We start from the raw sequence: 25,432 nt of genomic DNA on the forward strand, positions 1-25,432 counted from the left end.
GACGGCGGGCGGCGTGTCTGCGCCGCGTCCCGTGCGTGCGCGGTCTGTCGGAGCCGTGCGCGGATGACGGACGGCATGTGTCAGCCCTGGGAACTGCCCGCCTCTGGCCCGGCCGCGATCTTCGCGGACCGGCTTCAGGCTATGCTGCCCGTGCTCGACACCCCGCGCCTGACCCTGCGCGCGCCGATGCTCGACGATTTCGCGACCTATGCCGCGATCATGGGGTCCGAGCGCGCCCTGCACATGCACGGGCCGATGAGCCGCGAAGACGCTTACCTCGATTTCACCTGCACCGTGGCCGGATGGCTGCTGCGCGGCCACGGCCTATGGACCGTGATCCGCAAGGACACGGGCGCCGTTGCCGGCTTCGTTCTGGTGAACATGGAACCGGGCGATCAGGAGCCGGAGCTTGGCTTTTTCCTGACAGCCGAGGCCGAGGGCAACGGCTTTGCGACCGAGGCGGCTCAGGCCGCGCGCGACCATGCGCTGGGGGCCTTGGGGCTGGAGCGCCTCGTCTCCTACGTCGCGCATGGCAACGACCGCTCTGCCCGACTGGCCGAAAAGCTCGGGGCCTTCCGCGATGCTGTGGCCGAGGCCGACATCGACCACGACTGCCGCGTCTATCGCCACGCGCCGATGGGTGGCGACGGCGGGATGGAGGCCTACGCATGAGCCAGTTGGAGACCGACATGACCACCGACGTGACCGCCCGCGCCGCCGAGGTTCTGAAAGAACACCGCGCCTCGATCGACCGTCTCGACGCGATCCTCGTCTACACGCTGGGCGAGCGGTTCAAACACACGCAGGCCGTGGGGAAACTCAAGGCCCAGCACGACCTTCCCCCGTCCGATCCGTCGCGCGAAGCGACCCAGATCGCGCGTCTCGAAGATCTGGCGGTTCAGGCCGACCTCGACCCTGAATTCGCCAAGGCTTTTCTGAACTTCATCATTCAGGAAGTCATTCACCACCACGAAAAACATCAGGAATCAGGGGCTTGAGCCCCTTCCATAGCTAATCTCAGGAGACACTCATCATGGCTATGAAAATTCGCCTCGCCCGTGGCGGCACCAAGAAACGCCCCTTCTACCGCATCGTCGCCGCCGACTCGCGCATGGCGCGTGACGGCCGCTTCATCGAAAAGCTGGGCACCTACAACCCGCTCCTGCCGAAGGATTCGGAAGAGCGCGTGAAGATGGACCTCGACGCCGTCAAAGCCTGGCTCGACAAGGGCGCCCAGCCGACCGACCGCGTGGCCCGTATGCTCGAAGCCGCTGGCGTGCTCGAAAAGAAAGAGCGCAACAACCCGAACAAGGCCGTGCCGGGCAAGAAAGCTCAGGAACGCGCTGAAGAGAAGGCCGAAAAGGCCGCCGCTGCCGCTGCGCCCGCCGAAGAGCCGGCCGAAGAGGCCGCTGCCGAGGAAACTGCGGAGTAACCTCCGGTTTCGCTTGGAACATATCAGGGCGCGGGGTTACATGGCCCCGCGCCTTTTTCGTGAGCAAGGGAGCCTTGGACCGTGAGCGAGGATCGCATCTGCGTCGGCGCGTTCGCCGGATCTTTCGGGGTCGGTGGCGAGGTGCGCGTGAAGTCTTTCTGCGCCGAGCCCGAGGATATCGAAACCTACGGGACACTCTGGACCGAAGACGGGGCGCGCAGTTTCACCCTGTCCCTCACCCGGTCGATCAAGACCGGCTTCGCGGCGGATGTCGACGGGATCACCACCAAGGAACAGGCGGATGCGCTGAAAGGCGTGCGGCTCTATGCCGACCGTGACGCGTTGCCGTCGTTGCCGGATGACGAATTCTACCATGCCGACCTGATCGGCCTGACCGTGCTCGATACCGGCGGGGCCGAGGTCGGGCGCGTCAGCGCGGTGCACAACCACGGCGCGGGCGACCTGATCGAAGTCGCGGGTCCGGGCCTCAAGACACCGGCATTGGTACCCTTCACCCGCGCCAACGTGCCGACCGTGGACCTGACGGCAGGCCGCATCGTGATCGACCCACCGGAGGGGACGTTCCCGGAATGACGCGCGTCATCGTCCATGCCGGGTATCACAAGACCGGCACGACGAGCTTGCAGGATTTCATGGCGGCGAACCGCGAAACGCTCGCCCCCGTCTTGGCCTATTACGGCAAGATGGAATTTCTCGGCGCCGGGGCCGACGCGCGCATCTATGCGCAGCGCCCCTATCCGTGGCGGCTTGCCCGGTTTCGGCGGTCGCTGCGCAAGTTCCTGAAATCCATACCGGATCACGAGTTGATCGTGCTCTCGCGCGAGACGTTCTCGGGCGGAATGCCGGGCCACCATCAGGTCGGCGGTGCCCTGATGACATCCTATTTCGGGCCGTCGCTGAAACTCGCCCATGCGATCGTCGCGGAATTGCGCCGCCGCTTCGGCGAGAGCGTCGAGATCACGTTTTTCTACACCACCCGCGCGCGTGAGGCGTGGATCAGGTCGGTCTACGGCCACCTGCTCCGCTCGATCCGGTTGACCGAGGATTTCGAAACCTTCCGTGGCCATTTCCCCGCCCTCGCCTCGCCCACAGAAGAGGCGCAGCGTATGGCGGGCGCGCTCGCCCCGATCCCGGTCGCTATCGCCGCGTTGGAAGACTGGGGCCACACCGCCGAAGGCCCAGCGGGCGCCCTTCTCGATCTTGCGCGCGTGCCGGGCGACCTGCGCGCCCGCCTGACCCCGGTCGCACGCGCGAACGAAGGACAGACGCCCGAAATTCAGGCCGCCTTCCTTGACCTCAACCGTCAGGCGATGTCCAAATCCGCGTTGAGAGAGGCCAAGGCGGCGCTGATCGACGCCGGGCACTCCGGTAACTGACAAACGCGACCCGCACCGTATGCCATGCGACCGCCGGCTTAGGCGGATATGGGATGCGGGCCAGACACGAGGGAGAAAGGCAACTGACGTTCGGGCCATACAGTCGCGCGGGCCTCGCCCTCGTCTTCGTGCCACTCTATGCTGGTCCGATCCTGTCGGGCTGGGCCGGGCATCCGCTGGCCACCCTGCCCGTCTTCGCCCTCGCCTTCTTGCTTTTCATCGCCGCAAGCCGCCGCCCGGACCTGAGCGACCCTGCCGGGATCGCGGGCCTTGCGATCATGGCGGCGGTGCAGTTCGTGCTGGTCGCCGTCTGCTTCGGTGCCGGAGCGCTCGTCGCGCGGTTCGCAGGTGCGCTCGCCGCCCCGCTGTGGCTGCCCATCGTGATGACCGCCCTCGCCGCCGTCGTCGGGGCCTTGCGGTATTCCGAAAATGCCGAAATGAACGTCTTTCTCGACAGCGCCATTGGAGAGCTCGAAGCCATGAAGGATGGGCGGGCGGCGGACTGGGCCGAGGTTCACCCCGAACCGTCGCCGGACGTTCAGGCCGCCGTCGATCAAACGGTCGCGGCGCTCAGGGCCCTGCCCGCCAATGCCAACGTCGCGATGATCGACCCCATCGTTCAGGATCTGGAACAGCAGGCCGACGTCGCTGGTTTCGACCCGTTCTACGACGCGGCGGGCATGGTCGACGGGGTCGAGGATCGCCGGGTCGATCTCGGCCTCCTGCGGTTCGTGGCCAGCCCCTATATCCGGCGTAAGCTGGTCGAACGCGGCGAAGGCGGCATCGCCCCGATGCTGATGCTGAACGCCAGCGACCCCGGCGTCCGCTCCGAGGCGCGCAGCCTTCTCGCCACACTCATCGACGAGGGCGCGCCGAACGCGCAGCTTCCCGATCCCGTCTGGCTGGACGAACTGAACGCTGAGTTTCCCGGCGAGGGCTATGACGAGATCGCCCGGCAGCGACGCGACCGGATATCCGCATGAACGACAGATGCGTCGCAAGCCCCTCTGACCGAGGCTACCGGTGCGGCGTAGTGCCGGGCCTTCCGAACACAGCCCTGATTTCAGCCACGCGCCATCGACGGACCCTTCACGCTCGCGGCTTCCCAAGCCGTGCGCCCCGCGCTATGAGCGCGGCCATGACAAACCCGCCCAAATCCCACGGTCGTCTGGCCGTGCGCCCCACCCTGCGCCCCCGTTCGCTGATGGAGGACAACCCCGACCTCGTGGGCAACTGGCGCGCGCGCGTCATCACGCTGTTTCCCGAGGCCTTCCCCGGCGTGCTGGGCGAAAGTCTGACGGGCCGTGCGCTGGCCGAGCGCAAGTGGGGGCTGGAGACCATCGCGCTGCGCGAGTTCGGCGAGGGCAAGCACCGCAACGTGGATGACACACCGGCGGGCGGCGGTGCTGGGATGGTGCTGCGGGCGGATGTGGTGTCACAGGCGCTCGACCGGGCGCGCGAAGGCACCCCGATGGACCGCGCCCGCTGGCCCATCGTCTACCTGTCCCCGCGCGGGCGACTGTTCGATCAGGCCACCGCGCGCCGCTGGGCGGCGGGCGACGGGATCACCCTGCTCTGCGGCCGGTTCGAAGGCGTGGACGAGCGTGTGCTCGAAGAATACGCGATCGAAGAGGTGAGCCTGGGCGACTTCGTTCTGACCGGGGGCGAAATCGCGGCGCAGGCGATGATCGACGCGACCGTGCGGCTTTTACCCGGTGTACTCGGCAACGCCGCCTCGACCGAAGAGGAAAGCCATTCCTCGGGCCTTCTGGAGCATCCGCAATACACCCGGCCCGCCGAATGGCGCGGGCGGGCGATTCCGCCGGTGCTCATGTCCGGCAACCACGGCGAGATCGAGAAATGGCGCCGCGCACAGTCCGAGGCCCTGACCAAAGCGCGCCGCCCCGACCTTTGGGCGCGCTACCGCGACGACTGACCAAGCGCACGCTTGTCGCCCCCCCCTTGCCCGGCTAGGCTCGACCCGACCGCACAGGCAGGAGCGCCCATGTCCCGCGCCAAGAGCGACGAGATCACCATCCAGTTCGACGGATCGAAATGCATCCACGCGCGCCGCTGCGTGCTGGGTCTGCCCGCCGTGTTCAAACCCGGCACGCCGGGCGGCTGGCTGTTTCCCGAGAACGCCCGCGCAGCCGAGATCGCGCGGGTGATCGACGCCTGCCCCTCCGGTGCGCTCAGCTACACGCGCCACGACGGCGGCATGGGCGAACAGGTCCCGCCCGTGAATACGGTGCGCCTGTGGGAGAACGGGCCGAACGAGTTGCGCGGCGATCTGTGGATCGACGAGGCTCCGACGACCCGGATGCTCCTGTGTCGCTGCGGTCAGTCGAAAAACAAACCCTTCTGCGACAATTCCCACGTCGCCGCCGGGTTCACCGCGACCAGCGAACCCGAAACGCAGGACGCGCAGGACACCGAGATCGGCGGCGATCTGACGGTCACGCCGCTGCCCAATGGTCCGGTGAAGATCGAGGGGCATGTGGAGGTCATCGCGGCCTCGGGCCGTCAGGTCGCGGTCGGCGAAAAGATGTTTCTGTGCCGCTGCGGACAATCGGCCAACAAGCCGTTCTGCGACGGCAGCCACACACGCGCGGGGTTTACGACCGAATGAGCATCGACGTCACCAAGGAACAGGGCGAGACCAAGGGGCGCTTCGTCGCCGTGGTCGACGGGCACGAGGCGGAACTGACCTTTTCGCGCACCAGCGCCACTCTCATCATCGCCGATCACACCGGGGTTCCCGACGCGCTCAAGGGGCAAGGCGTGGGTCAGGCGCTGGTCGAGGCGCTGATTGCCGACGCCCGCGAGAACGGCTATCGCATCATCCCGCTCTGCCCGTTCGTGAAAGCGCGATACGCCCGCCACCCGGAGTGGTCGGACGTCATGCAGTAAAGGGATTTAAGGCGTTCAAAAGCCTTGATCCAAAGTGATTCTGCTCTTATACGCTGCCCGTCCGGGCCCCTCGCGGGGCATCCGGGCCGTTGTCCAATGCCAGGGCACCCGCTTCTTCGGTGGGCAGGTCGGCCGGACGACGAGACCAAAGGAACAGTGACCTGAACCCTCCGGTGGGCGCACGCGCAAGCGACAAGCGGACCCAGTCGAAGACACGGAGCTCTGAGGCGCGTCAAACTTCGCGGGTCAACCGTGAGCAGCATAGGAGTGGTCCGATGGACCTGATCGCACAACTGGAAGCCGAGCAGATCGCCGAGCTCGGGAAAGACATTCCGGATTTCAAAGCGGGTGACACCATCCGCGTCGGCTACAAGGTGACCGAAGGCACGCGCACCCGCGTGCAGGCCTACGAAGGCGTCTGCATTTCGCGCAAGAACGGCGCGGGCATTGCCGGTTCGTTCACCGTTCGCAAGATTTCCTTCGGCGAAGGCGTGGAACGCGTGTTCCCGCTCTACTCGACCAACATCGAGTCGATCGAAGTGGTGCGTCGCGGTAAAGTCCGCCGCGCCAAGCTCTACTACCTCCGTTCGCGTCGCGGCAAATCGGCCCGTATCGCGGAAGACACCACCTACAAGCCGCTCAAAGCGAAAGCCTGAGGAGAGACGAGATGAAAAAGGAAACCCATCCGGACTACCACATCATCGACGTCAAGATGACCGATGGCACCGTGGTGCAGATGAAATCGACCTGGGGCGCCGAGGGCGACACGCTGTCGCTCGACATCGACCCCACCGTTCACCCGGCCTGGACCGGCGGCTCGTCCCGCCTGATGGACACCGGTGGCCGCGTGTCGAAGTTCAAGAACAAGTACGCCGGTCTCGGCTTCTGAGCCAGCCCGCAAGACGTATCGGAAACGCCGCCCCACACGGGCGGCGTTTTTCCTTGGGCTATTTCGTCGCCCGCGGCACAGGGGCCAGAAAGTCCGAGAACATGCGCCGCCATTCGTCCGGCTGCGTCTCGGGCACCACGGCGTTCAGGTAGCAGCGGCGCGACTGGATCAGCAGGTAGACCGGATCGTTCGCCCGGATCGGTTCGGACAGCGGTTCGCCCGTTTTCCTCAGTTGGGCCAGAGCTTCGGCAAGCTTCTCCTGCCGATAGTCGCCTTCGGTCTTCATCGCCTTCACCGCGTGATAGGCGGCGAGGATCGCGTTCAGCGCCGGGCGTCGCCGGCCCGCGAAAGCATCGCCTTTTTCAAAGCCGAACGCGTTGTCTCCGCTCGTGTCGTTGGGAAACAGAAACCGCCCCGCATCCACCATGCCCGACAGCCGGGTGGCGAGGCGTTCGAGTTCGGCGCGCACCTGTGCCGGGTCTTCCACGCTGTCGCGCACCGCAAGCACATCGGCGACGATTTCAAAGTATTCCTTGGAAAACGCCGTCACCTCGCGCCGGTATTCGCCCAACAGCGCATAGCGTTGCGTGTGCCGGTCGTGGCGTCTGAGGTTGCGGCTGATGACGAAACCGACACCCGCGATCATCAGGCCCGAAAGCGCCGAGACGGCTTCCCATGTGATGACGTCGAGGGTGAAGTTCAGGTCAATCGGCATCGCGAAACGCAGTCTGGGGCAATCGCGACCCACTGTCCGGCCTTTTGCCATGCGCGGCAAGAGTGGTCATGCGTGATTGCGCAGGCCGGCCGCACCCGCCGACCTGCGCGCACCGTGGCCCCCGCCCGGCTGGACGAAGAGAGGCCCCGGTGATGCTCAGAACACGAAATCGTCGGCCCCAAGGTCGCGCGCATCGATTGCGACGAGGAACGCGGTCCCTTCGCCGTAGTCGATGAGAGCGCCCGTGGTCGTCTCGCCGTCGATCCGTGCCGTCGTGTTCATGATGGTGAGGTCGGAATAGCGCGCACCCGTTTCGGACAGGTCGAGCGTATCCTCGCCCGCGTCGTAATCCGTGACGAGGTTCGACCCCGCGCCCTTGAAGACGAAGCGGTCCGCACCCTGCTTTCCGCTCAGAATGTCGTGGCCCGGACCGCCGACCAGAACGTCGTTGCCGCGCCCCGCGATGATGACGTCATCCCCGGTCCCGCCGTAAAGCCAGTCGTTGCCCCGCCCACCCTTGAGGGTATCGTGTCCCGCCTCACCGAAAATCTGGTCATGCCCGCGATTGCCGCGCAGGTCGTCGTCCCCCGGCCCGCCAAGGATCGTGTCCGGCCCTTTGCGCCCCTTGGTGAAGTCGTCCCCGGTCCCGGTCAGGATCTTGTCGCGGCCCTTGTTGCCCTGCACCCAGTCGTCGCCGCCGCCCGCGTTGATGAAATCGTGCCCGGCCCGGCCCCAGATCTCATCGCTGCCGTCGGTGCCGTAAATCCGGTCGGCGGTCATGGCGCCCGAGATATATTCCGGTGCGGCGAAGCGGTCGGCGGCGCCGTTCAGCACGTATTCGACCATGACCACCTCGAACGGTTTCAGGGTCACGTCGATGACGGCGGAATTGCCCAGATCGCCCGCCGACAGCGGGTCGGTTTCGGCAAACCACCGCGCCTCGTTCCAGTGCGCCGCGTCGTTGATGAGCGATATGCGCTGGCCGGACATCGACGAAAACCCCGGCACATAGGCCGACACATCCAACTCGACATCCTGTGTCGCCGCGTCGCGCGACGAGATGAAGACGACGAAGCGGTCGGCGCTGCCGTAGCTGTTCACCTCGACCGTCTGGACCGACGCATCCGCCGCGCTGAACCCGTTGTCCAGCACCTCCAGCCCGATGGTGTATTCCGCCATCAGCCGGAACGCCTGCCCGCGCGCGGTCAGCTTGTCGCTATCGGCCCCGTCCCGGTCAGTGTGGCTGCCCGCGAAATCGACCGAGCCGTCCAGTTCGATGGGCCAGACATTCGCGCTGCTGGCCCCCATTCGCACGAGCCCCTCGAACATCTCCAGCACGACGCCCGCCGATTTCAGCCCCCACTGCTCGCGCGCTTCCCACGCCACGCCCCATTCCGTCACGGCGATGTCCAGCACCCCGTGGCGCGCCGGATCGAAGGCCGCGCTCCACTGACGGATGTCCCACTGCATTTCGCGGAAGTAACGGTCGGCCTTTTCTGGCGCGGTATCCCCGATGTTCAGGGGGTCGGTCGTTTCGACGAAATAGTAGTGCTCGATCAACCCGTCGATCGCCACCTTCGCCGCGTCGGTGAGCTCGGCCAGCACGTCGATATTGGCCTGCGTGACCTTTGCGGGCCAGTCCATCCCGTTGCCGTAATAGACCCCGCCCAGCTTGAAATCGCGGCCCCATTGTTGGCCGGACTGGACGAGGATTGCGGGTTGATCGGCCCCCGCCCCCAGAACCCTGTCCAGTCCGGCCTGCGCTGCAATCGCCACGGCATTCGCGAGGATGCCGTATTCCTGCGAGGTCATCCGATCCACGGCGCCCCAGTATTCGTTCCCGATCTCGAACCCTTCGATCACCGCCTCGGGGTGACGCGCGACGAGGTCCGCGACGAACTCCCCGATCTCGGCCACCGCCGCCATGTCGAGCCTGCGCGGCGCCTGCCCCACGGGGTCGCCCACGAACAGATGGCTCGTGGACAGCACGATGGTCGCCGCCCGGCCCTGCGCGGTGGTCCAGTCGAGAAAGGCGTCCAGCCCGATGAAGCTGTAGGCATCGGTCACATGGGCGGGCAGCGTGTTGGGATCGTCATAGAACGCGGCCCCCCACTCCTCCGTCATCGTCCCGCCGGGATAGCGCAGGCCGGTGACTCCAAGCTGATCGACCGCCTGCACGAAGCTGCCGTCCGGGTCGAGCGAGTTGAGAGAATAAAGCGTGTTGCCGCCGAACAGCTCTGGCCGCACCGTCAGGCCCGTCGCAGGCTGATGGGTGAGTTCGAGCTTCATGGATCCCCCGGTCCGCAGACAAGAATTCCGTCGCAATGCGACGAAACCGCCATTATCTGCCCCCAAACCCGCCTTGTTCTTACCTTATTCCTGCCACATTTCCCTATGAGCGATTTGGAAACAGACTGTGCGGACCCGTCCGGCCCGCCCCCGCACCATCACGCGCCGATGCACTTCGCCGGGTGCTCCGGCGCCGGATGCGGATGGCCTTCGTCGCGTCAGGGCAAGGGCGGTTCCGCTTCCAAATCCCGACCTCCCACCATATAGTGTGGCAAAGCGTCGGCACAGGCGCATCATCGGGACAGTTTCGGGGGCCGGGCGTGGCGCATATCATCGTTGTGGGGAACGAAAAGGGCGGGGCTGGCAAGTCGACCGTTTCCATGCACGTGGCGACCGCGCTGGCCCGTCTGGGCTTCAAGGTCGGCGTTCTCGACCTCGACCTGCGTCAACGGACCTTCGGCCGCTACATGGCGAACCGCGCCGCGACCATCGCCAAGGAAGGCGTGGACCTGCCTTCGCCCGTCTACCACGAACTGCCCGAAATAGATCAGGCGAGCCTCAAGCCCGGCGAAAATCCCTATGACCGCAGGCTCTCGCAAGCCGTGGCCGAGATCGAGCCGACCTGCGATTTCATCCTGATCGACTGTCCCGGCTCCCACACCCGGCTAAGTCAGGTGGCGCATACGCTGGCCGACACGCTCATCACCCCGCTCAATGACAGCTTCGTCGATTTCGACCTGCTCGCCCAAATCGACAGCGACTCGAACAAGGTGCTCGGCCCTTCGGTCTATGCGGAGATGGTGTGGGACGCCCGCCAGCTTCGCGCACAGGCGGGTCTCAAGCCGATCGACTGGATCGTGGTGCGCAACCGGCTGGGGGCGCAGGCCATGATTAACAAGAAGAAGATGGGCGACGCGCTCAAGAACCTGTCGCGCCGGATCGGGTTCCGCACCGCGCCCGGCTTCAACGAACGGGTGATCTTTCGCGAGTTGTTCCCGCGCGGCCTGACGCTTCTCGACCTGCGCGACGTGGGCGTCGTCGGTCAGATGAACATCTCGAACGTGGCCGCGCGTCAGGAACTGCGCGACCTGATGAAAGAGCTAAAGCTGCCCGGCGTCACCGTCGATTTCTGACCCGTCCAGCGGCACTAGTCCGGTGCCCTGACGCTTGAACCGCGCCTGCGTGCGCTCGGTGAAATCGGTGCCGTCGGCCTCGACCGCCATGCGCGTAACGGTCAGCCGGTCGCCGGTCATGTCGAGCAGGGCGAAATCGTTCACCTCGCCGCGCAGGCGGCTCGACAGGCTCGTGCCGGCATGGACCTGAATCGGGCCGACATGGCCGGGGCGCGTCAGGAACGGGCCGGTGTGCCACATATGCAGATGCCCCGACAGCACCACATGGGTGCCGCAGGCCTTGAGCCGTTCCAGCATCGGCTCGGCCCGTTTCATCGGTGTCTTGTGGCTCGCGTGATCCTGCTCGAACGGGTGATGGGCCATCAGGATATTGAACCGGTCGTCCGGCCCACCGTCGAACAGGGAACAGACCCGCCGGATCGCGCCCGCCCGTGCCCGGCCCCGCTGCCCGGCGAAGCGGTCCACCGTATTCAGACCCGCGACAAGGTAATCCTCGCCCTCGTGGCATGGCTCCAAATCCAGCGCGATGTTCTCGCGATATTTTCGGAACGGCTTCAGGAACCTGTCCCACGGTTGATATAGCGGAATGTCGTGATTGCCCGGCACCGCCAGCCAGCGCGCACCGAGACCGTCAAGAAACTCCCGCGCCGCCGCGAACTCCCGCGACCGGGCGCGTTGTGTCAGATCGCCCGACACCACGACCAGATCCGGGTGCGCGGCGTTGATCGCATCGGACAACGGCGCGAGCAATTCGGGGCGCGCGCGCCCGAAGTGAAGGTCGGACAGGTGGACGAGACGGCTCATGCCGGACGCGGGCCGGCCTTCGGGCGGATGACATCCAGCCCACGCTGGTCCAGCCGTATGCGGTAGGGCCCGCGCATCGGTTCCTTCTCGCCGTCGCGCACGACGAGCCGCTTGTGCTTGCCCGGATCGATCACGATCTCGCGCCCGGTGACGAGGCGGAAGTCCCGCCCTTCCTGCATCCGGCGCGCGGCGAGTTTGGCGGCGTGTTTGACCAGCCCCCAGCGCCCGACGTCATCGGCAAGGAACAGCGCCAGCTTGCCCTCGCGCACCTCGTCGGCCCCTTGCAGGGCGAAGCGTTCAAGCTGGAAGGCCGAGTTGCAGACGAAGGCGAGCGGGGATTTCACCGACATCCGCTCGCCATCCACTTCGATCTTCATCGTCATCGGGTCGTAGAACTTCACCAGCGCCCGCAGGACCGACCAATAGGCGGCGATGCGCGAACGCCCGAATTGCTTATAGGTGTCTTCGCGCTGCTGAAGGATCGCGGAATAGACCCCGATCGAGGTGTTGTTCAGGAACACCTTGTCGTTCACCCGACCGATGGCCGCCGGGCGCACCTCGCCGTCGCAGATCGCGGCCACGGCATCCTCGGCCGTTTCCGGGATGCCGAGCGAGCGTGCGAAATAGTTGAACGTCCCCATCGGGATCACGCCCAGCGGCACGCCCGAGCCGACCATCCGGTTCGCCACGCCGCAGATGGTGCCGTCGCCCCCCGCCGCGATCACGGCCGATGCCCCGGCGTTCAGGGAGCGGCGGGTCAGCTTCTCGACCGAGCCGCCCCGTTCGTCGACGTGGAAGGTCACGCGACCGCCATGCTTGGCGACGCAGGCCTCGAGCGCATCGGTGATGGCCGTGCCTTCACGGCGCCCCGAGCGCGCGTTGATTACCACATGGGTGTTCATCAACTGTGGTTCGTTGGTTCGCTTCAACATACTCGGGGCACGCTCTGTCGACATCGGTGACCTAACGGCGCGCCCCGAGATTGGTTCCCTCTACCCGGCAGACTTCGCAAGCAAATCGGCGTTACCGCCCGCGGCTGTGGTATCCACGCACAGGTGCCGCTCGTGGCAGACATGCGCACGGTCCGGATGGCCGGTGATCAGCGGCAGGATCGCGCCCTTGCGTGCCGCCAGCGCCTTGGCATAGATGCGCGCGGTTTCGGCCTCGCCCCACCAGATCGCGCCCGAGAAACCGTCGAGCGTGACCAGAGCTTCCGGCGTCAGCTCCCCCTCCGGCACGACGGCCTCGCCGCCAAGCGCGCGCACCGCCTGTGCCTGCGCCTCGGCGGCGCGGGTGCCGGGCCCAAGGCACAGGATCGGCGGGCGCGTCCAGTGCGTCAGGCGGTTCAACTCCCCGGTCGGGCCGGGCAGCAACTCCTCCGACACCACCCGGTCCCTGTGATCGGACAGGGCGCGTTTCACCGCCGGTGTCTCGGCAATGACCTCCCACGTCTGATCGGGCATCGGGGTGGGCGACGCGGTGAAGCGCGCGACATAGTTCGGCCCGCCCGCCTTCGGACCCGTGCCCGACAGCCCCTCGCCGCCGAACGGCTGACTGCCGACGATGGCGCCGATCTGGTTGCGGTTCACATAGGCGTTCCCGACACGAATACGGCGCGACAGGTCTTCGACCCGCCCGTCGATGCGGGTGTGCAGACCGAAGGTCAGGCCGAACCCCCGCGCGTTGATGTCGTCGATCACCCGGTCGATATCCTCGGCCCGGAACGTCGCCACGTGCAGCACGGGGCCGAACACCTCGCGCTCAAGATCCGCGATACCACCCACTTCGATCAGCGTCGGCGCGACGAAGGTGCCCGTCTCGGGCGCCGCCACCCGGTGCAGGACCCGCGCCTTGTGTGCTTCGACATAGGCCTCGATCCCTGCCTTGGCGTCGGCGTCGATCACCGGCCCCACGTCCGTCGACAGTTGCCACGGATCGCCCAGCGCCAGCTCGTCCATCGCACCCTTGAGCATCTCGATCAGCGCCGGCGCCACGTCCTCCTGCACGTACAGACACCGAAGCGCCGAACAACGTTGCCCCGCCGACTGGAAGGACGAGGCGACGATGTCGCGCACCGCCTGTTCGGGCAGAGCGGTGGAATCCACGATCATCGCATTCAGCCCGCCGGTTTCCGCGATCAGCGGCGCGCCGGGGGCGAGGTGTTCGGCCATCGCGCCCTGAATGATACGCGCCGTTTCGGTGGACCCCGTGAACACCACGCCATCCACCCGCGCATCCGAGGTGAGTGTCGCCCCCACCGTGGCCCCGTCGCCCGGCAGATATTGCAGCGCGCTGCGCGGCACCCCCGCCTCGTGCATCAGGCGCACGGCCATCGCGGCGACAAGCGGCGTCTGTTCGGCGGGTTTGGCGATGACCGCGTTGCCTGCGGCCAGAGCGGCGGCGATCTGCCCGGTGAAGATCGCAAGCGGGAAGTTCCACGGGCTGATCGCCGCGATGATGCCGCGCGGGCCTGACGTCAGCTTTTCACCTTCGTTCGCGTAATAGCGCAGGAAATCGACCGCCTCGCGCAATTCTCCCACCGCATCGGGAATCGTCTTGCCCGCTTCCCGGTGGAGCGCGGCGAAAAGCGGGCCAAGCGCATCCTCATAGAGATCAGCCGCCCGGCGCAGGATCGCCGCGCGTTCGGCGGCGGTCGCCTCCCACGGTGCCGCCCCGGCGAGCGCGCGCTCGACGCTGTCGGCACCCGCATCGGTCACGGTCGCAATGCCCTCTCCCGTCGCCGGGTTGACGATCTGCCGGTCCGTGCCCGTGCCCAGACGGTCCGACAGGATCGGCTTGGCCCCCGGCATCTCGATCTCGCGTGCCTCATAGATGCGCGCGAGCGTCGCCGCGTCGGACAGGTCGTAGCCTTGCGAATTCATCCGCCCGGCCCCGAAAATCGCGGACGGTTTCGCCAGAACCTCGGCCCGCTTGACCTCGCTCACCTGGGTGATCGGATCGGCGGCGATGGTTTCCGGCGGCACGTCCTCATCCACGATCTGATTCACGAAGCTGGAATTCGCGCCGTTCTCCAAAAGCCGCCGGACGAGGTAGGCGAGCAGATCGCGGTGCGCCCCAACGGGTGCATAAATACGGCAGCGCGTGCCGTTTTCGCGCATCACGATGTCATGCAGCCCCTCGCCCATTCCGTGCAGGCGCTGGAATTCGTAATCCACCCCCTCGGCCATGTGCAGGATCGCGGCGACGGTATGGGCGTTGTGCGTGGCGAACTGCGGATACAGCCGGTCGGCATATCCGATCAGCTTGCGGGCATTGGCCAGATAGCTCACATCGGTCGCGGGCTTGGTCGTGAACAGCGGAAAGCCCGGATGTCCCTCGACCTGCGCGTGCTTCATCTCGGTGTCCCAGTAGGCCCCCTTGACCAGCCGCACCATGATCTTGCGGTCCAGCGCCTCGGCGGTGGCGTGAAGCCAGTCGATCACCGCCCCCGCGCGTTTGCCATAGGCCTGCACGACGACGCCGAAACCGTTCCAGCCGTGCAAGGCGGGATTGCTCAGAACCGCCGCGATCACCTTGAGCGACAGCGCCAGCCGATCCTGTTCCTCGGCATCGATGTTCAGGCCGATGTTGGCTTCGGCGGCCTGGCGGGCAAGATCGGTGACGATCGGCACAAGCTCCCGCATCACGCGGTCTTCCTGCGCCACCTCGTAGCGGGAATGCAGCGCCGAGAGCTTGATCGAAATGCCGGGGCTTTCTGCCACCGGCTTGTCGCGGGCCACATGCCCCATGCGCTCGATGGCATGGGAATAGGCTTCGTGATAGCGCCGCGCATCGCGGGCGGTGCGCGCCGCCTCGCCCAGCATGTCGTAGGAATAGGTGTAACCCTTGTCCTCCTGCTTCTTCGCCCGCTTGATCGCGTCTTCGATGGTCTCGCCCAGCACGAACTGACGCCCCATCTCGCGCATCGCTTGGCCGACCGCGACCCGGATCACCGGCTCGCCCAGACGGCGCACCATGCCCCTAAGCGTGCCCGCGACACCTGGCTGGCGATCGTCCAGCACCCGGCCCGTCAGCATCAGCGCCCAGGTCGAGGCATTGACCAACGGCGACGCCGCCTGCCCCATGTGCCGGCCCCAGTCGGACGGTGCGATCTTGTCTTCGATCAGCGCGTCGATGGTGTCCGGGTCCGGCACGCGGAGCAGCGCCTCGGCCAGACACATGAGCGCGACGCCTTCTTCCGTGGACAGGCCGTATTCGCCCAGAAACTGCTCCATGATCCCCGGCCTTTCGCCCTCTCGAATCTGGCGGACCAGCGCGACCGCCCGCGAGTGGATCGCCGCACGGTCCTTGGTGGACAGGCGGGCATCCACGATCAGGTCGGGGATCAGGTCGGCTTCGGGGGCGAATTTGGCGGTGTCGTCAAACGGGGTCATCAGCGTATCGCGCATCTAGGGCTCCTTTGGCGGCAGGATACCCTCTCAACGCTGGACTTATCGCCCTTGTTTCGCGATGTTGCAGGCGAAAGCACCGAAGTTGAGGCTAATATTGGACGATCAGCACACGTTGGACCCGATAGACAGGCGAATCCTGTCGGCCCTCACCGAAAACGCGCGCCTGTCCATCGTGGAACTCGCCCGGCGCGTCGGTCTGTCGAAAACGCCGGTGGCCGCGCGGGTGAAGGCGTTGGAGGATCGCGGGATCATCCTTGGCTACCGCGCGATCCTGTCACCCGAAAAGCTGGGTCTGGCCCATGTGGCCTATGTCGAGGTGCGGCTGCTCGACACCCGGCAGGCCGCGCTTCAGGAATTCAACGACGCCGCGCGACGGGTGCCGGAAATCGAAGAATGCTACATGATCGCGGGCGGGTTCGATTATCTGCTCAAGGTCCGCTCGCGCGACATCGTGGATTATCGCCGCGTGCTGGGCGAGACCATTTCTTCGCTGCCTCATGTCTCGTCCTCCTCCACCTACATCGCGATGGAGGCGGTGGTCGAACAAAGCTACGTCACGCTTTGAACCGGATCACGTAGTCGGCCTTGCGGGATCGGTCGCGCACCACGCGGGCATTGACCAGATCGTTGTTATGGGCGCGAAAGAGCGCGTCTTCGGGCGGATGGCCATGCCGCGTCCACCGCTCCACCAGACGGCGTTCAAGCTCATCCTCGTCGACCTCGAGCGTCACGGTCACGTCCCACAGGCGCGCAAGCTCGCGCCACGGGTCGTCGTCGAGCAAAAGGTAGTTGCCTTCGACCACGAAGATATGGGTATCCGGCGCGATCCGCCCCCCTTGCGGGACCACCGCATCGGCGACCCGGTCGAAGGTCGGGTAATGCGCCTGCTGGCCGCTCGCCAGCGCACGCACGAAGCGCACGAACCCTGCCGCGTCGAAGGTTTCGGGCGCCCCCTTGCGTTCGAGCGTGCCTTGCGCGGCGAGCGTCGCGTTGTCCATGTGGAAACCGTCCATCGGAATCCACTGGGCCTGCGGCAAGGCGCCCGCAAGCGTCTCGGCCAGTGTCGATTTGCCGGACCCCGGCGCACCCACCACGGCGACGAGCACGCGGGAACGCCCGACGGAAGTTCGGCGCAGAAGGTCGGCAAGGTCGGTTTCGCTGATCTCGGTCATGTAACGACACTGCCGCCGTCGCGGGTTCTGCGCAAGTCACTCGGCAGCGAGGGCGAAATCCGCGCGCGCCGCGATGAGCCGCAGGGCGAGCGCGCCGGACAGATAGGCGATGCGACCCCCGCAGATCGTCCCCTCAACCGTCCGGGTCGCGGCGTTCAGGATGGTCAGGTCCGCGCGTAATCCCGTCTCGATCCGACCCCGGTCCTCAAGCCGCATGATCCGCGCGGGCCCGGTGGAAATCATCGCCCAGGCCTCGGCGAATCCACGCGTGCCGCTATCGATCAGCGCAAAGACCGCCTCGACCAGAGCCGCGGGATGATCGCGCGAGGCCAGCGCATCCCCCATCCCCTTGGACAAAAGCGCCATGGTCGACACGCCGCCCGCACGCGGCCCAGCCCCGAGGACATCGGCGGCGCAGAACACGATGGGGTTTCGGTTGCACCGCGCCACCGCCGCCGCCCCTGCGCACAGCGGAAACTCGGCCAGCCGCGCGCCCAGCGTTCCCATCCGCTCGCGCGTTTCGCCGTCCGGGTCGTCATGGCTGCCGTATATCACGCCCAGCCGGTCGAAGGCCTCGGCCAGCGCCAGTAGGTGACGCGGCACATCCGGCGCGGCATCCTTGGCCATGCGCAGGCGGCGGATGAACTCCTCCGGCCTGCGCCCCTCGGCCTCGGCCCATGCGACCAGCTTGTGCGACGCCCGGTGCGACATCGCGATCGCTTCGGGCAGCCCGTCGGTGAAGATCACCTGATCCACCTCATGCGCGGTCACGGCGGCGATCAGCGCCTCGCGCGTTTCCGGCATGTGGGTCTCGACCCGCAGTTGCAGCCTGAGATCGCAAAGCGCCCGGCGCCGCGCCATGCCCAGCGCCGCCAGCGTATCCATCGCGGCCTCGGGGCTGCTGGCACCGCCCTTCCACGACCAGCTCTGCGCGATCCAGCCCGTCGTGATGCCATGCGCCGCCGCCTCGCGGTCCAAGGCGGCAAAGGCGGCCCCGTGGGTCAGCGCGCCCGCCCGGCCCAGCGGCCCCATGTTCAGATCGACGATCCCCGGCAGGACCAGATAGCCCGACAGGTCCACCTGCGGCGCATCGCCTTGCGCAATCCGCCCGTCCTTCAGGGCCACCGATCCGCGCGACAAGGCGCCGTCACGCAGCACCTCGGCGCCCGTGAACCTCAGCGGGGGGAGAGTTGTCATTTTCGAACCTGCACTCAATTTCCAACTGAGATAACAGGTCTATGTGTCGCTCACATGACGTGCGGTCAGGTGTCGGCGGCGCTGGTTTCGACCAGGGTCTCCAAGAGCCCGGCGATCCATTCGGTATCGGCCGGGCGCGTCAGCGTCGGCGCGTGGCCGCAGTCGTCATAGACCGTCACACCGGGTTTGGGTCCGCGCGCCTTCATCGCCTCAGCGATCTCGGCGGTCAGCAGGTCCGATTGCCCGCCGCGCACCACATGGGTCGGCGCGGTGATGCGGTCGAACACCTCCCACAGGTTTGTCGAGGCGCGGTCCCCGTCCAGCACAGCGATGATCCGGGGGTCGTAATGCAGCGTCAGCCGCCCGTCGGCCCTGCGCCGCACGCTCGCCTCGGCCATGCGCCGCCAGAACGCATCGCTCGCCGGCCCGAACGGCAGATAGACCTCGCGCAGCCAGGCTTCGGCCTGCGTCAGGGTTTCGAAGGTCGGCAGGTCGGCAGAATAGGTCACGATCCGGTCCAGCGCCGCATCCGGCACTTCCGGCCCGATGTCGTTGATGACGAGGGCCGAGATCCGGTGCGGCGCCACATCGCCCGCCACGGTCATGCCGATCTGCCCGCCCATCGACGTGCCGATCCACGCCGCGCGCTCGGCGCCGTAATGGTCGAACATCGCCACCGCCATGCGCGCGTAGTTGGGCAGCACGTAATCCGTCTCGGGCCGGTCGGACCACGTGGAATAGCCGCGTCCGATGGTGTCCGGGCAAACCACGAACCAGCGATCCGTCAGCGCCATCGCAAGCTCGTCGAAGTCGCGCCCGTTGCGCGCCAGCCCGTGCCACATCACCAGAAGCGGCTTGGTCGCATCGCCCCATTCCATGACGTGCAGTTCATGGCCGAGAAGCGGGAGGTAGACCGAGCGCGGGGTCATTTCGCCGCCCGCCGCTGGATGATCGTGCCCGCGATGCCCGCCGGAAAGAAATAGACCAAAAGGATGAAGATGATGCCGAGCCACAGAAGCCAGCGGTCGGGGCTGAGAAGGTCGGGCAGAAGCGGGATCGCCTCGGTCGCGTTCGCGGCGACCTCCATCAGGTCACGCAGGTAGTATTGCGCCATGACCATCAGCGTCGCACCGATCACCGCGCCCCACATGGTGCCCATGCCGCCGATCACGACCATCAGAAGGATGTCGATCATGATCGCGAAACTCAGCGTGGTATCCGGCCCGGTGTATTTGAGCCATGTCGCATAGACCGCCCCGGCCAGCGCCGCAGCGGTCGCCGCGATGACGAACACGGCGGTGCGATAGGCGACGACGCGGTAGCCGATGCCTTCGGCCCGCGCCTCGTTCTCGCGGATCGCCTGAAGCACGGTGCCCAGGGGGCTGGCCACGATTCGCAGCATCGCCCAGAACAGAACCGCGCAGGAGATGAAGACGAAGTAATAGGCCGCGATCTTGCCGTTCATGCGCACGTCCATGATGCGAAGCACCTTACCCTCGTCATCCGTCAAAAGCTTGGTCGCGGGCTTGAAGATCGACTGGACGGAATAGGTGATCCCGTCCTCGCCGCCCGTGAAACTCGACAGTTGCGAGGCGAGCACCAGTGCAACGCTGGCGGCGGCCAGCGTGATCATGGCAAAAAAGATCGCCTTCACGCGCAGGGACAGAAGACCGATCAGCACCGCGACGATGGCCGAGACCAGCACACCCGCGAGCACCCCGACGATCCAGTAGCCCCACGTGCTGTCGCCCTGCTTCATGGCGATTGCGACGCCATAGGCCCCGAAGCCGAAGAACATGGTATGCGCGAAACTCACGATCCCGGTGTAGCCGATCAGCAGATCGTAGCTCGCCACCAGCACGATGAAGACGGCGATCCGCGCGGCGACCTCGATCTGGCGCACGTCCTGAAACAGGAAGGGCGAGAACAGGAGCAACCCCCAGATGGTGAGCGCGATGATCTTGACGGTGATTTTGCCGTTCATGGTCCCCTCCCTCACTTGATCTTCACCGCCGGGGCAAGGCCGTAGGGCCGCCACAGCAGAATGACCATCATCAGGATCATGTTGGATGCGAGCGCGAGTTTGGGGGCGAGGAAGCCCACGTAGTTTTGCATCAGCGCGACCACGATCGCCCCCAGCAGCGTGCCCTGAATGGACCCGAGCCCGCCGATGATGACGACGATGAAGACGATGACCATCATCTCGGCCCCGAGCGCGGGGGTGATGATCGTCTCATACCCCGCCCACATGGCCCCTCCCATCGCGGCCAGTGCAGACCCCAGCATGAAGACCCCGATGAACAGGCGGTCGATCTTGAAGCCCAGCGCCTCGACCATCTCGCGGTTTTCGACGCCCGCCCGGATCAGCAGCCCCATGCGGGTGCGGTTGAGCAGCACGAAAAGGCCGCCATAGACGAGAGCGCCGAGGCAGAAGGCGAACAGGCGATAGACCTCCAGCGACGAGTTGCCGACGATGATCGCGCCCTCAAGGAAATGCGGGCGCGGCACGTTCACGGGCGAACCGCCCCATGTCGCGAGGATCAGTTGCTCGGCCACGATCAACGCGCCCATGGTGATGAGGATCTGACGCAGGTGGTCGGAATAGACCGGCTTGACGATCACGCGCTCGAAGAACCAGCCCAGCGCGGCGCCGAATACGACGGCGGCGGCAATGGCAAAGACCAGCGCGAGACTGTTGAGCAGGATGCTGTCGGAGCCGAGCCAGCCGCCGAAATAGGCCAGCACGCTCGCCGCGACGAAGGCCCCGAAGCTCACGAAGGCCGAGTGGCCGAAGTTCAGCACGTCCATCAGGCCGAAGACGAGGCTCAGACCCGAGGCCATGAGAAAGATCATCAGTCCCATCGACAGCCCGGCCACGGTCAGCGTCAGCCACGAAGACGGCGCGCCGATCAGGACGAAGGCGATGATGGCGAGGATGACGGGGAGCCAGAAGACACCCCCGAAACGGTCGAGCATACCCATCAGGCGAGCCTCCTCGGATGAATGTAAGCGAAGGCTCGATCGCCCGAACGCGCGGAATCTAGGCCGCAGGCCGCCGCGCGAGCGGTCATGCCAGAGGCATGCTTCCAGCATGGCCGTCCCGCGGTCTGGCGCTTGGGTTCTGTAGACGCTTCGCTCAGATGTTTTTCGGACACGGCACTATAAAGCGCCTTGTTCGGCTGTCGGTGCGCCAGCCCCCGGTCCGGCGCTCCCGCTCTGTTTCCACATCGGACCAAGACCATCACCCCGCCTCCATCGACAGGCTCAGAAGCCGGTTCTGAAGTTCGGTGTCCGCCACGAAATCGGCCATGGTCCCGGTATGAACCACCCGCCCGTCGTCGATTACCGCCATGTCCCGGCCCAGCGACTTGGCGAAGGCGAAATTCTGTTCGACCAGCAGGATCGTGGTCTGGGCCGAAATCTCGCGAAACGCCTCGCCCATCGCGGCGATGATCGACGGGGCCAGCCCCTTGGTCGGTTCGTCGATCAGGATCAGATCGCGCGGCTCGATGATGGCGCGGGCCACAGCGAGCATCTGTTTCTGCCCGCCCGACAGGCTCCAGGCCTGCTTGTCCCAGAACTGCTCCAGCGCCGGGAACAGCTCGTAGACGCGCTTCAGGCGGGTCTGGTCGAATTTGCCGTTGGCGGTAGCGAGCACCATGTTCTCAGCCACGGTCAGCCCGCCGAAAATTCCCATGTTTTCAGGAACAAAGGCGATACCCTTTTTCGCGATGTCCGAGGTGTGCATCCCGGCGATCTGCTCGCCGCGAAAGCTCACCGATCCCGGCGAGGGCTGCCACAGCCCCATGATCGCGCGCAGTGTCGTGGTCTTGCCCGCGCCGTTACGGCCCAAAAGGACGAAGACGCCGCCCTCGGGCACGTCGAAGGTCACGCCGTGCAGCACGGAATACTGCCCGATCGAGACGTCCATGTTCTGAATGGAAAGCAGGCTCATGCCATCTCCCCCGCATTGCCGAGATAGACGTCGCGCACCACCTGCGAGGACATCACCTCGGTCGGGTCGCCATCGGCGATCAGCTCGCCGTTGTGAAGCACGATGATCCGGTCCGCGAGCGCGCGCACCACGTCCATCTTGTGCTCGACGAGGAGCACGGTTTTCGTGTGGTCGTGCTTGATCTCGGCGATGAGGTCGAGCACGTCCGGCGTATGGTCGAGGCTCATGCCCGCGGTGGGTTCGTCGAACATGTAGATGTCCGGCTCCATCGCCATCAGGAGCGCCACTTCCAGCTTGCGCTGATCCCCATGGGGCAGCGCGGCCGCGGGCAGATCGGCCTTGTTTTCAAGCTTCGCGGCGGAGAGATAGCGTTCGGCGCGCGAGGTGAGTTCGGTCAGTTTGGAAACCGGTGAGAAAAACCGGCGACCATCGCCCGACTGGGCCTGAACGGCCAACCGAATGTTCTCGATCACGCTCAGGCGGGGAAACAGGTTGGTCAGCTGGAACGCGCGGCCGACACCATGGCGGGCGCGGGTCGAGGCGGGCATCCGGGTCAGGTCGATCCCGTCCTTCGTCACGGTCCCCTCGGAGGGCGTCAACTGCCCGGAGATCATGTTGAAGTAGGTCGTCTTGCCGGCGCCGTTCGGGCCCACGATCACCGTCAACTCGCCGGGGCGAAAGTCGCAGGTGACGGCGTTCACAGCCGTATGGCCGCCGAACCGGATCGTGAGATCCCGGGTGGAGAGCGAAGCTTGGGTCATGTCGGAAAGGGTCTTTTCAGGGGTGTGTCCCGGCCGGGGATGCAAAGCCGGCCGGGACGGGACGATCAGTTTTCGCGACCGATCGGAATGTCCATCATGTCGGGCGTGATGATCTCGACCTTCTCGGGGATCGCCCAAGCCACGTCGTCATCGACCCGGATCTTGAAGTGCAGCATGGATTGCAGCGCCTGATGATCTTCGGGGCGGAAGGTCATTTCACCCTTCGGCGTGTCCCAGGACATGCCTTCCATCGCGGCGATAAGCCCTTCGGTGTCGAGCGTTTCGGCGGTGTTCAGCGCCTTGACCACGGCGAGAGCGGCGGCCATGCCACCTGCGGTGAAGAAGTCGGGCGGACCGTCGAAGCGCGCCTGATGCTCTTCCACGAGCCAGTCGTTGATCGGGTTATCGAAGGCTTCGTAGTAGTAATACACCGCGCCTTCCATGCCCGGATAGGCCTTGTAGCCGACCATCGCGGGCAGGATGTTCCCGCCGAACGACAGTTCGATCCCGAAGCGCGAGGGGTCCATCGCCTGAAGCTTGCCCGGCGCGTCGCCAGAACCGGCCACGTAGATCAGGATGACCTTGCGACCCTCTTGATCCTTGAGCGCGTTGAACATCCGCTCGCCCACGGCGGTGTAGTCGGTGGTGCCCTGCGGCACGTATTCCTCGGTCACGACCGTGGCGCCAGTGCCTTCGAGCGCCGATTTGAACGCGGCGATCCCGTCACGACCGAAGGCGTAGTCCTCGGCCAGCGTGGCGACATAGAGGTTTTCGTCCGGCTTCAGCGCAAGCGCCTGTGCCTGCATGTCCATCGACGAGTTGCGCGAGGTCTTGAACACGTAGCGGTTCGAATCCGGCCCGGTGAGGCTGTCGGCCACCGCCGGTTCGACGAGCAGGATGCGCTCGTATTCCTCGGCGATGGGCAGAAGGCCCGTGGTCACACCCGACGAGGTGGCGCCGACGGCCAGCAGAACTTCGTCATCGGCATAGGCTTCGGCCAGCACGGCGCGCGCCACGTCCGGCTTGAACTGCGTGTCCTTGTAGATGATCTCGATGGGGCGACCGTTCACCTCCATCGTGCCATCGGTGGCGTATTCGAGGCCAAGCTCGAACCCGGTGTGGGTCTGCTTGGAAAACGCCTCGAGCGGGCTGCCCGACATGCCGTGGACGAGTGCGATCTTGATCGGATCGGCATCCTGCGCGGCGGCAGGAACGGCAAGGCCGGCAGCAAGGGTCAACGCGGCGAATGCGCGTTTCATGATAGTCATGGAATGTCCTCCCTTTTCCCGTCGCATGGTTGTGCCTGCACGGGATCGTTCATATCGTGGCATGAACCTCGCTTTTTGGGATGGGTCTGAGCAAGTTGGGGAAAATACGTATAGATCAGGCATATGCCACTGGCGACTTCGCGGGTCTGGCCTTCGAATACGCGCCCGTCGGCCTCGTCATCACCGAGAGCCGGGTGATCCGCAGTTGCAATCCCGAATTCGAGCGCATGTTCGGATATGGCGCGGGCGAGCTTGTCGATCAGTCGTTTCAGGTGCTCTACCCGACGCCGGAGGAGTTCGCGAAGATCCGCGACCGGGGTGTCGATCAGTTGCGCACGACCAACACCTATTGGGATGAACGCGTGATGGCGCGCAAGGACGGGTCGCTGTTCTGGTGCCGGACGCGCGGCCATTCCCTGACGCCCGAGGGCGACCCGCTGAACCGCGCGGTCTGGAGTTTCGCCGACCTGTCGGGTCACCGCCCCTATCAGCCGCTCACCCGGCGCGAGACCGAGGTGGTGAACCTCCTGGCCGAAGGCATGACATCCAAGGAAATCGCGCGCGAGCTTGAGATCAGCCCGCGCACGGTCGAAGTGCACCGGGCCAAGCTGCAAAAGAAGTTCGGGGTGACCAACACCAACGCGCTCTTGCACGCCATGTCGGGCGTGCCGCCCGAGCGGATCGTCGCCCGTTAGGCCAATTGTTTCGTCATCAGGATCGCATCGACCGGCGCGGTGTCCGGGCGCGGGTAATACCCCCGGCGCCGCCCGGTCTCGGCCCATCCTGCGGCAAGGTAGAGCGCAATCGCCGCCGTGTTGTCGGCGGCGACTTCGAGGAACGCGGTTTCGCCATCACGGTCCTGCACGGCGCGTTCGAAGGCGGCGAGCAACGCCCGGCCTTCGCCCCTCCGGCGGGCTTCGGGCGCGACCGCAAGCGTGACCAATTCCGCCTCTCCCGCAATCGCGCGCCCGACGGCGAAGCCCGCATCGGTGTAGACCGCGAAACCGCCCGGCCCACCGACCAACCCGGCGAGTTCCAGCGCCGACCATGCCCGGCCTTCGGGAAAGGCGGCCGCGTAGATGTCCGCCATCCGCTCCG

28 protein-coding genes are annotated in these 25,432 nt (G+C 65.9%); 14 read left to right on the top strand and 14 right to left on the bottom strand.

From position 1 onward, the window contains the following. Positions 1-63: 63 nt before the first annotated feature. The 11 genes from FCT00_RS02100 to rpmE all read left to right on the top strand — a co-directional run bounded on the left by FCT00_RS02100 (position 64) and on the right by rpmE (position 6,628). Positions 64-672 carry a GNAT family N-acetyltransferase gene (locus tag FCT00_RS02100; RefSeq protein ID WP_138421658.1) on the top strand — a complete coding sequence of 203 codons (609 nt, stop codon included), beginning with the start codon at positions 64-66 and terminating at the stop codon, positions 670-672. Next, a complete protein-coding gene (locus tag FCT00_RS02105) occupies positions 669-998 on the top strand; it encodes a chorismate mutase (protein ID WP_407943647.1) in 330 nt (109 codons plus the stop codon). The genes FCT00_RS02100 and FCT00_RS02105 overlap by 4 nt, the downstream gene beginning before the upstream one ends. Before the next feature lie 35 nt (positions 999-1,033). Continuing rightward, positions 1,034-1,432, top strand: coding sequence for a 30S ribosomal protein S16 (gene rpsP, locus FCT00_RS02110; protein WP_040885212.1), 399 nt, complete (start codon positions 1,034-1,036; stop codon positions 1,430-1,432). Between the two features lie 81 nt (positions 1,433-1,513). Further along, positions 1,514-2,026: a ribosome maturation factor RimM gene (rimM, locus tag FCT00_RS02115; RefSeq protein WP_138421659.1), complete on the top strand. Its 513-nt coding sequence runs from the start codon at positions 1,514-1,516 to the stop codon at positions 2,024-2,026. Then, positions 2,023-2,829: a hypothetical protein gene (locus FCT00_RS02120; protein WP_138421660.1), complete on the top strand. Its 807-nt coding sequence runs from the start codon at positions 2,023-2,025 to the stop codon at positions 2,827-2,829. Before rimM ends, FCT00_RS02120 begins: the two co-directional genes overlap by 4 nt. A gap of 128 nt (positions 2,830-2,957) precedes the next feature. Then, positions 2,958-3,812, top strand: a complete 855-nt coding sequence (locus FCT00_RS02125; RefSeq protein ID WP_138421661.1) for a hypothetical protein — start codon at positions 2,958-2,960, stop codon at positions 3,810-3,812. A gap of 155 nt (positions 3,813-3,967) precedes the next feature. Further along, positions 3,968-4,765, top strand: a complete 798-nt coding sequence (gene trmD, locus FCT00_RS02130; protein WP_138421662.1) for a tRNA (guanosine(37)-N1)-methyltransferase TrmD — start codon at positions 3,968-3,970, stop codon at positions 4,763-4,765. Positions 4,766-4,834: 69 nt separating this feature from the next. Then, complete coding sequence (locus FCT00_RS02135) at positions 4,835-5,458, top strand: CDGSH iron-sulfur domain-containing protein (RefSeq protein ID WP_138421663.1); 624 nt, start codon at positions 4,835-4,837, stop codon at positions 5,456-5,458. After that, a complete protein-coding gene (locus FCT00_RS02140; RefSeq protein WP_138421664.1) occupies positions 5,455-5,739 on the top strand; it encodes a GNAT family N-acetyltransferase in 285 nt (94 codons plus the stop codon). Before FCT00_RS02135 ends, FCT00_RS02140 begins: the two co-directional genes overlap by 4 nt. A 275-nt stretch (positions 5,740-6,014) precedes the next feature. Next, a complete protein-coding gene (gene rplS, locus FCT00_RS02145) occupies positions 6,015-6,395 on the top strand; it encodes a 50S ribosomal protein L19 (protein WP_008334407.1) in 381 nt (126 codons plus the stop codon). Positions 6,396-6,406: 11 nt separating this feature from the next. Further along, positions 6,407-6,628 carry a 50S ribosomal protein L31 gene (rpmE, locus tag FCT00_RS02150; protein WP_008334405.1) on the top strand — a complete coding sequence of 74 codons (222 nt, stop codon included), beginning with the start codon at positions 6,407-6,409 and terminating at the stop codon, positions 6,626-6,628. 58 nt (positions 6,629-6,686) lie between these two features. On the opposite strand, the gene FCT00_RS02155 is transcribed toward rpmE, so the two are convergent. Both FCT00_RS02155 and FCT00_RS02160 read right to left on the bottom strand, forming a co-directional pair. Continuing rightward, entirely contained in the window at positions 6,687-7,343 is a 657-nt protein-coding gene (locus FCT00_RS02155) for a hypothetical protein (protein ID WP_138421665.1), read from the bottom strand. 156 nt (positions 7,344-7,499) lie between these two features. Then, positions 7,500-9,632 carry a calcium-binding protein gene (locus tag FCT00_RS02160; RefSeq protein WP_138421666.1) on the bottom strand — a complete coding sequence of 711 codons (2,133 nt, stop codon included), beginning with the start codon at positions 9,630-9,632 and terminating at the stop codon, positions 7,500-7,502. A 320-nt stretch (positions 9,633-9,952) separates the two neighbouring features. On the opposite strand from FCT00_RS02160, the gene FCT00_RS02165 reads away from it, so the two are divergent. Continuing rightward, on the top strand, positions 9,953-10,765 hold the full coding sequence (locus FCT00_RS02165) for a division plane positioning ATPase MipZ (RefSeq protein WP_138421667.1): 813 nt from the start codon (positions 9,953-9,955) through the stop codon (positions 10,763-10,765). On the opposite strand, the gene FCT00_RS02170 is transcribed toward FCT00_RS02165, so the two are convergent. From FCT00_RS02170 to putA, 3 genes are read right to left on the bottom strand one after another with little or no spacing between them, the layout of a single operon-like run. Continuing rightward, entirely contained in the window at positions 10,733-11,569 is an 837-nt protein-coding gene (locus FCT00_RS02170; RefSeq protein WP_138421668.1) for a metallophosphoesterase family protein, read from the bottom strand. The two genes, FCT00_RS02165 and FCT00_RS02170, sit on opposite strands and share 33 nt — an antisense overlap. Then, positions 11,566-12,501 (bottom strand): diacylglycerol/lipid kinase family protein, encoded by a 936-nt coding sequence (locus FCT00_RS02175; protein WP_171042856.1) that lies wholly within the window; start codon positions 12,499-12,501, stop codon positions 11,566-11,568. The genes FCT00_RS02170 and FCT00_RS02175 overlap by 4 nt, the downstream gene beginning before the upstream one ends. Before the next feature lie 60 nt (positions 12,502-12,561). Then, complete coding sequence (putA, locus tag FCT00_RS02180; RefSeq protein WP_138421670.1) at positions 12,562-15,978, bottom strand: bifunctional proline dehydrogenase/L-glutamate gamma-semialdehyde dehydrogenase PutA; 3,417 nt, start codon at positions 15,976-15,978, stop codon at positions 12,562-12,564. A gap of 61 nt (positions 15,979-16,039) precedes the next feature. Here putA and FCT00_RS02185 point away from each other — a divergent pair, with 61 nt between their 5' ends. Continuing rightward, entirely contained in the window at positions 16,040-16,546 is a 507-nt protein-coding gene (locus FCT00_RS02185; RefSeq protein ID WP_171042857.1) for an Lrp/AsnC family transcriptional regulator, read from the top strand. Here the strand turns inward: FCT00_RS02185 and FCT00_RS02190 are convergent. The 8 genes from FCT00_RS02190 to FCT00_RS02225 form a co-directional block, all read right to left on the bottom strand. Continuing rightward, a complete protein-coding gene (locus FCT00_RS02190) occupies positions 16,536-17,153 on the bottom strand; it encodes an AAA family ATPase (RefSeq protein WP_008334395.1) in 618 nt (205 codons plus the stop codon). The genes FCT00_RS02185 and FCT00_RS02190 overlap by 11 nt on opposite strands. 36 nt (positions 17,154-17,189) lie before the next feature. After that, positions 17,190-18,350, bottom strand: a complete 1,161-nt coding sequence (locus tag FCT00_RS02195) for an amidohydrolase family protein (protein ID WP_138421672.1) — start codon at positions 18,348-18,350, stop codon at positions 17,190-17,192. 65 nt (positions 18,351-18,415) lie between these two features. Continuing rightward, positions 18,416-19,279: an alpha/beta fold hydrolase gene (locus FCT00_RS02200; protein WP_138421673.1), complete on the bottom strand. Its 864-nt coding sequence runs from the start codon at positions 19,277-19,279 to the stop codon at positions 18,416-18,418. After that, a complete protein-coding gene (locus FCT00_RS02205; RefSeq protein ID WP_138421674.1) occupies positions 19,276-20,334 on the bottom strand; it encodes a branched-chain amino acid ABC transporter permease in 1,059 nt (352 codons plus the stop codon). Before FCT00_RS02205 ends, FCT00_RS02200 begins: the two co-directional genes overlap by 4 nt. Positions 20,335-20,345: 11 nt before the next feature. After that, a complete protein-coding gene (locus FCT00_RS02210; RefSeq protein WP_138421675.1) occupies positions 20,346-21,332 on the bottom strand; it encodes a branched-chain amino acid ABC transporter permease in 987 nt (328 codons plus the stop codon). A gap of 259 nt (positions 21,333-21,591) precedes the next feature. Then, the gene (locus FCT00_RS02215) at positions 21,592-22,305 is read right to left on the bottom strand and encodes an ABC transporter ATP-binding protein (protein ID WP_008334380.1); all 714 of its coding nucleotides are present in this window, start codon (positions 22,303-22,305) and stop codon (positions 21,592-21,594) included. After that, positions 22,302-23,066, bottom strand: coding sequence for an ABC transporter ATP-binding protein (locus FCT00_RS02220; protein WP_138421676.1), 765 nt, complete (start codon positions 23,064-23,066; stop codon positions 22,302-22,304). Before FCT00_RS02220 ends, FCT00_RS02215 begins: the two co-directional genes overlap by 4 nt. A gap of 65 nt (positions 23,067-23,131) precedes the next feature. Beyond that, positions 23,132-24,325: a substrate-binding domain-containing protein gene (locus FCT00_RS02225; RefSeq protein WP_008334372.1), complete on the bottom strand. Its 1,194-nt coding sequence runs from the start codon at positions 24,323-24,325 to the stop codon at positions 23,132-23,134. An 89-nt stretch (positions 24,326-24,414) separates the two neighbouring features. Here FCT00_RS02225 and FCT00_RS02230 point away from each other — a divergent pair, with 89 nt between their 5' ends. Then, positions 24,415-25,029 (top strand): PAS and helix-turn-helix domain-containing protein, encoded by a 615-nt coding sequence (locus FCT00_RS02230; RefSeq protein ID WP_008334370.1) that lies wholly within the window; start codon positions 24,415-24,417, stop codon positions 25,027-25,029. On the opposite strand, the gene FCT00_RS02235 is transcribed toward FCT00_RS02230, so the two are convergent. Beyond that, on the bottom strand, positions 25,026-25,424 hold the full coding sequence (locus FCT00_RS02235; protein ID WP_138421677.1) for a GNAT family N-acetyltransferase: 399 nt from the start codon (positions 25,422-25,424) through the stop codon (positions 25,026-25,028). The two genes, FCT00_RS02230 and FCT00_RS02235, sit on opposite strands and share 4 nt — an antisense overlap. Positions 25,425-25,432 lie beyond the last annotated feature (8 nt).

Origin of the sequence: Maritimibacter alexandrii (assembly GCF_005871115.1) — a bacterium.
In the GTDB taxonomy this organism is placed as follows: domain Bacteria; phylum Pseudomonadota; class Alphaproteobacteria; order Rhodobacterales; family Rhodobacteraceae; genus Maritimibacter; species Maritimibacter alkaliphilus.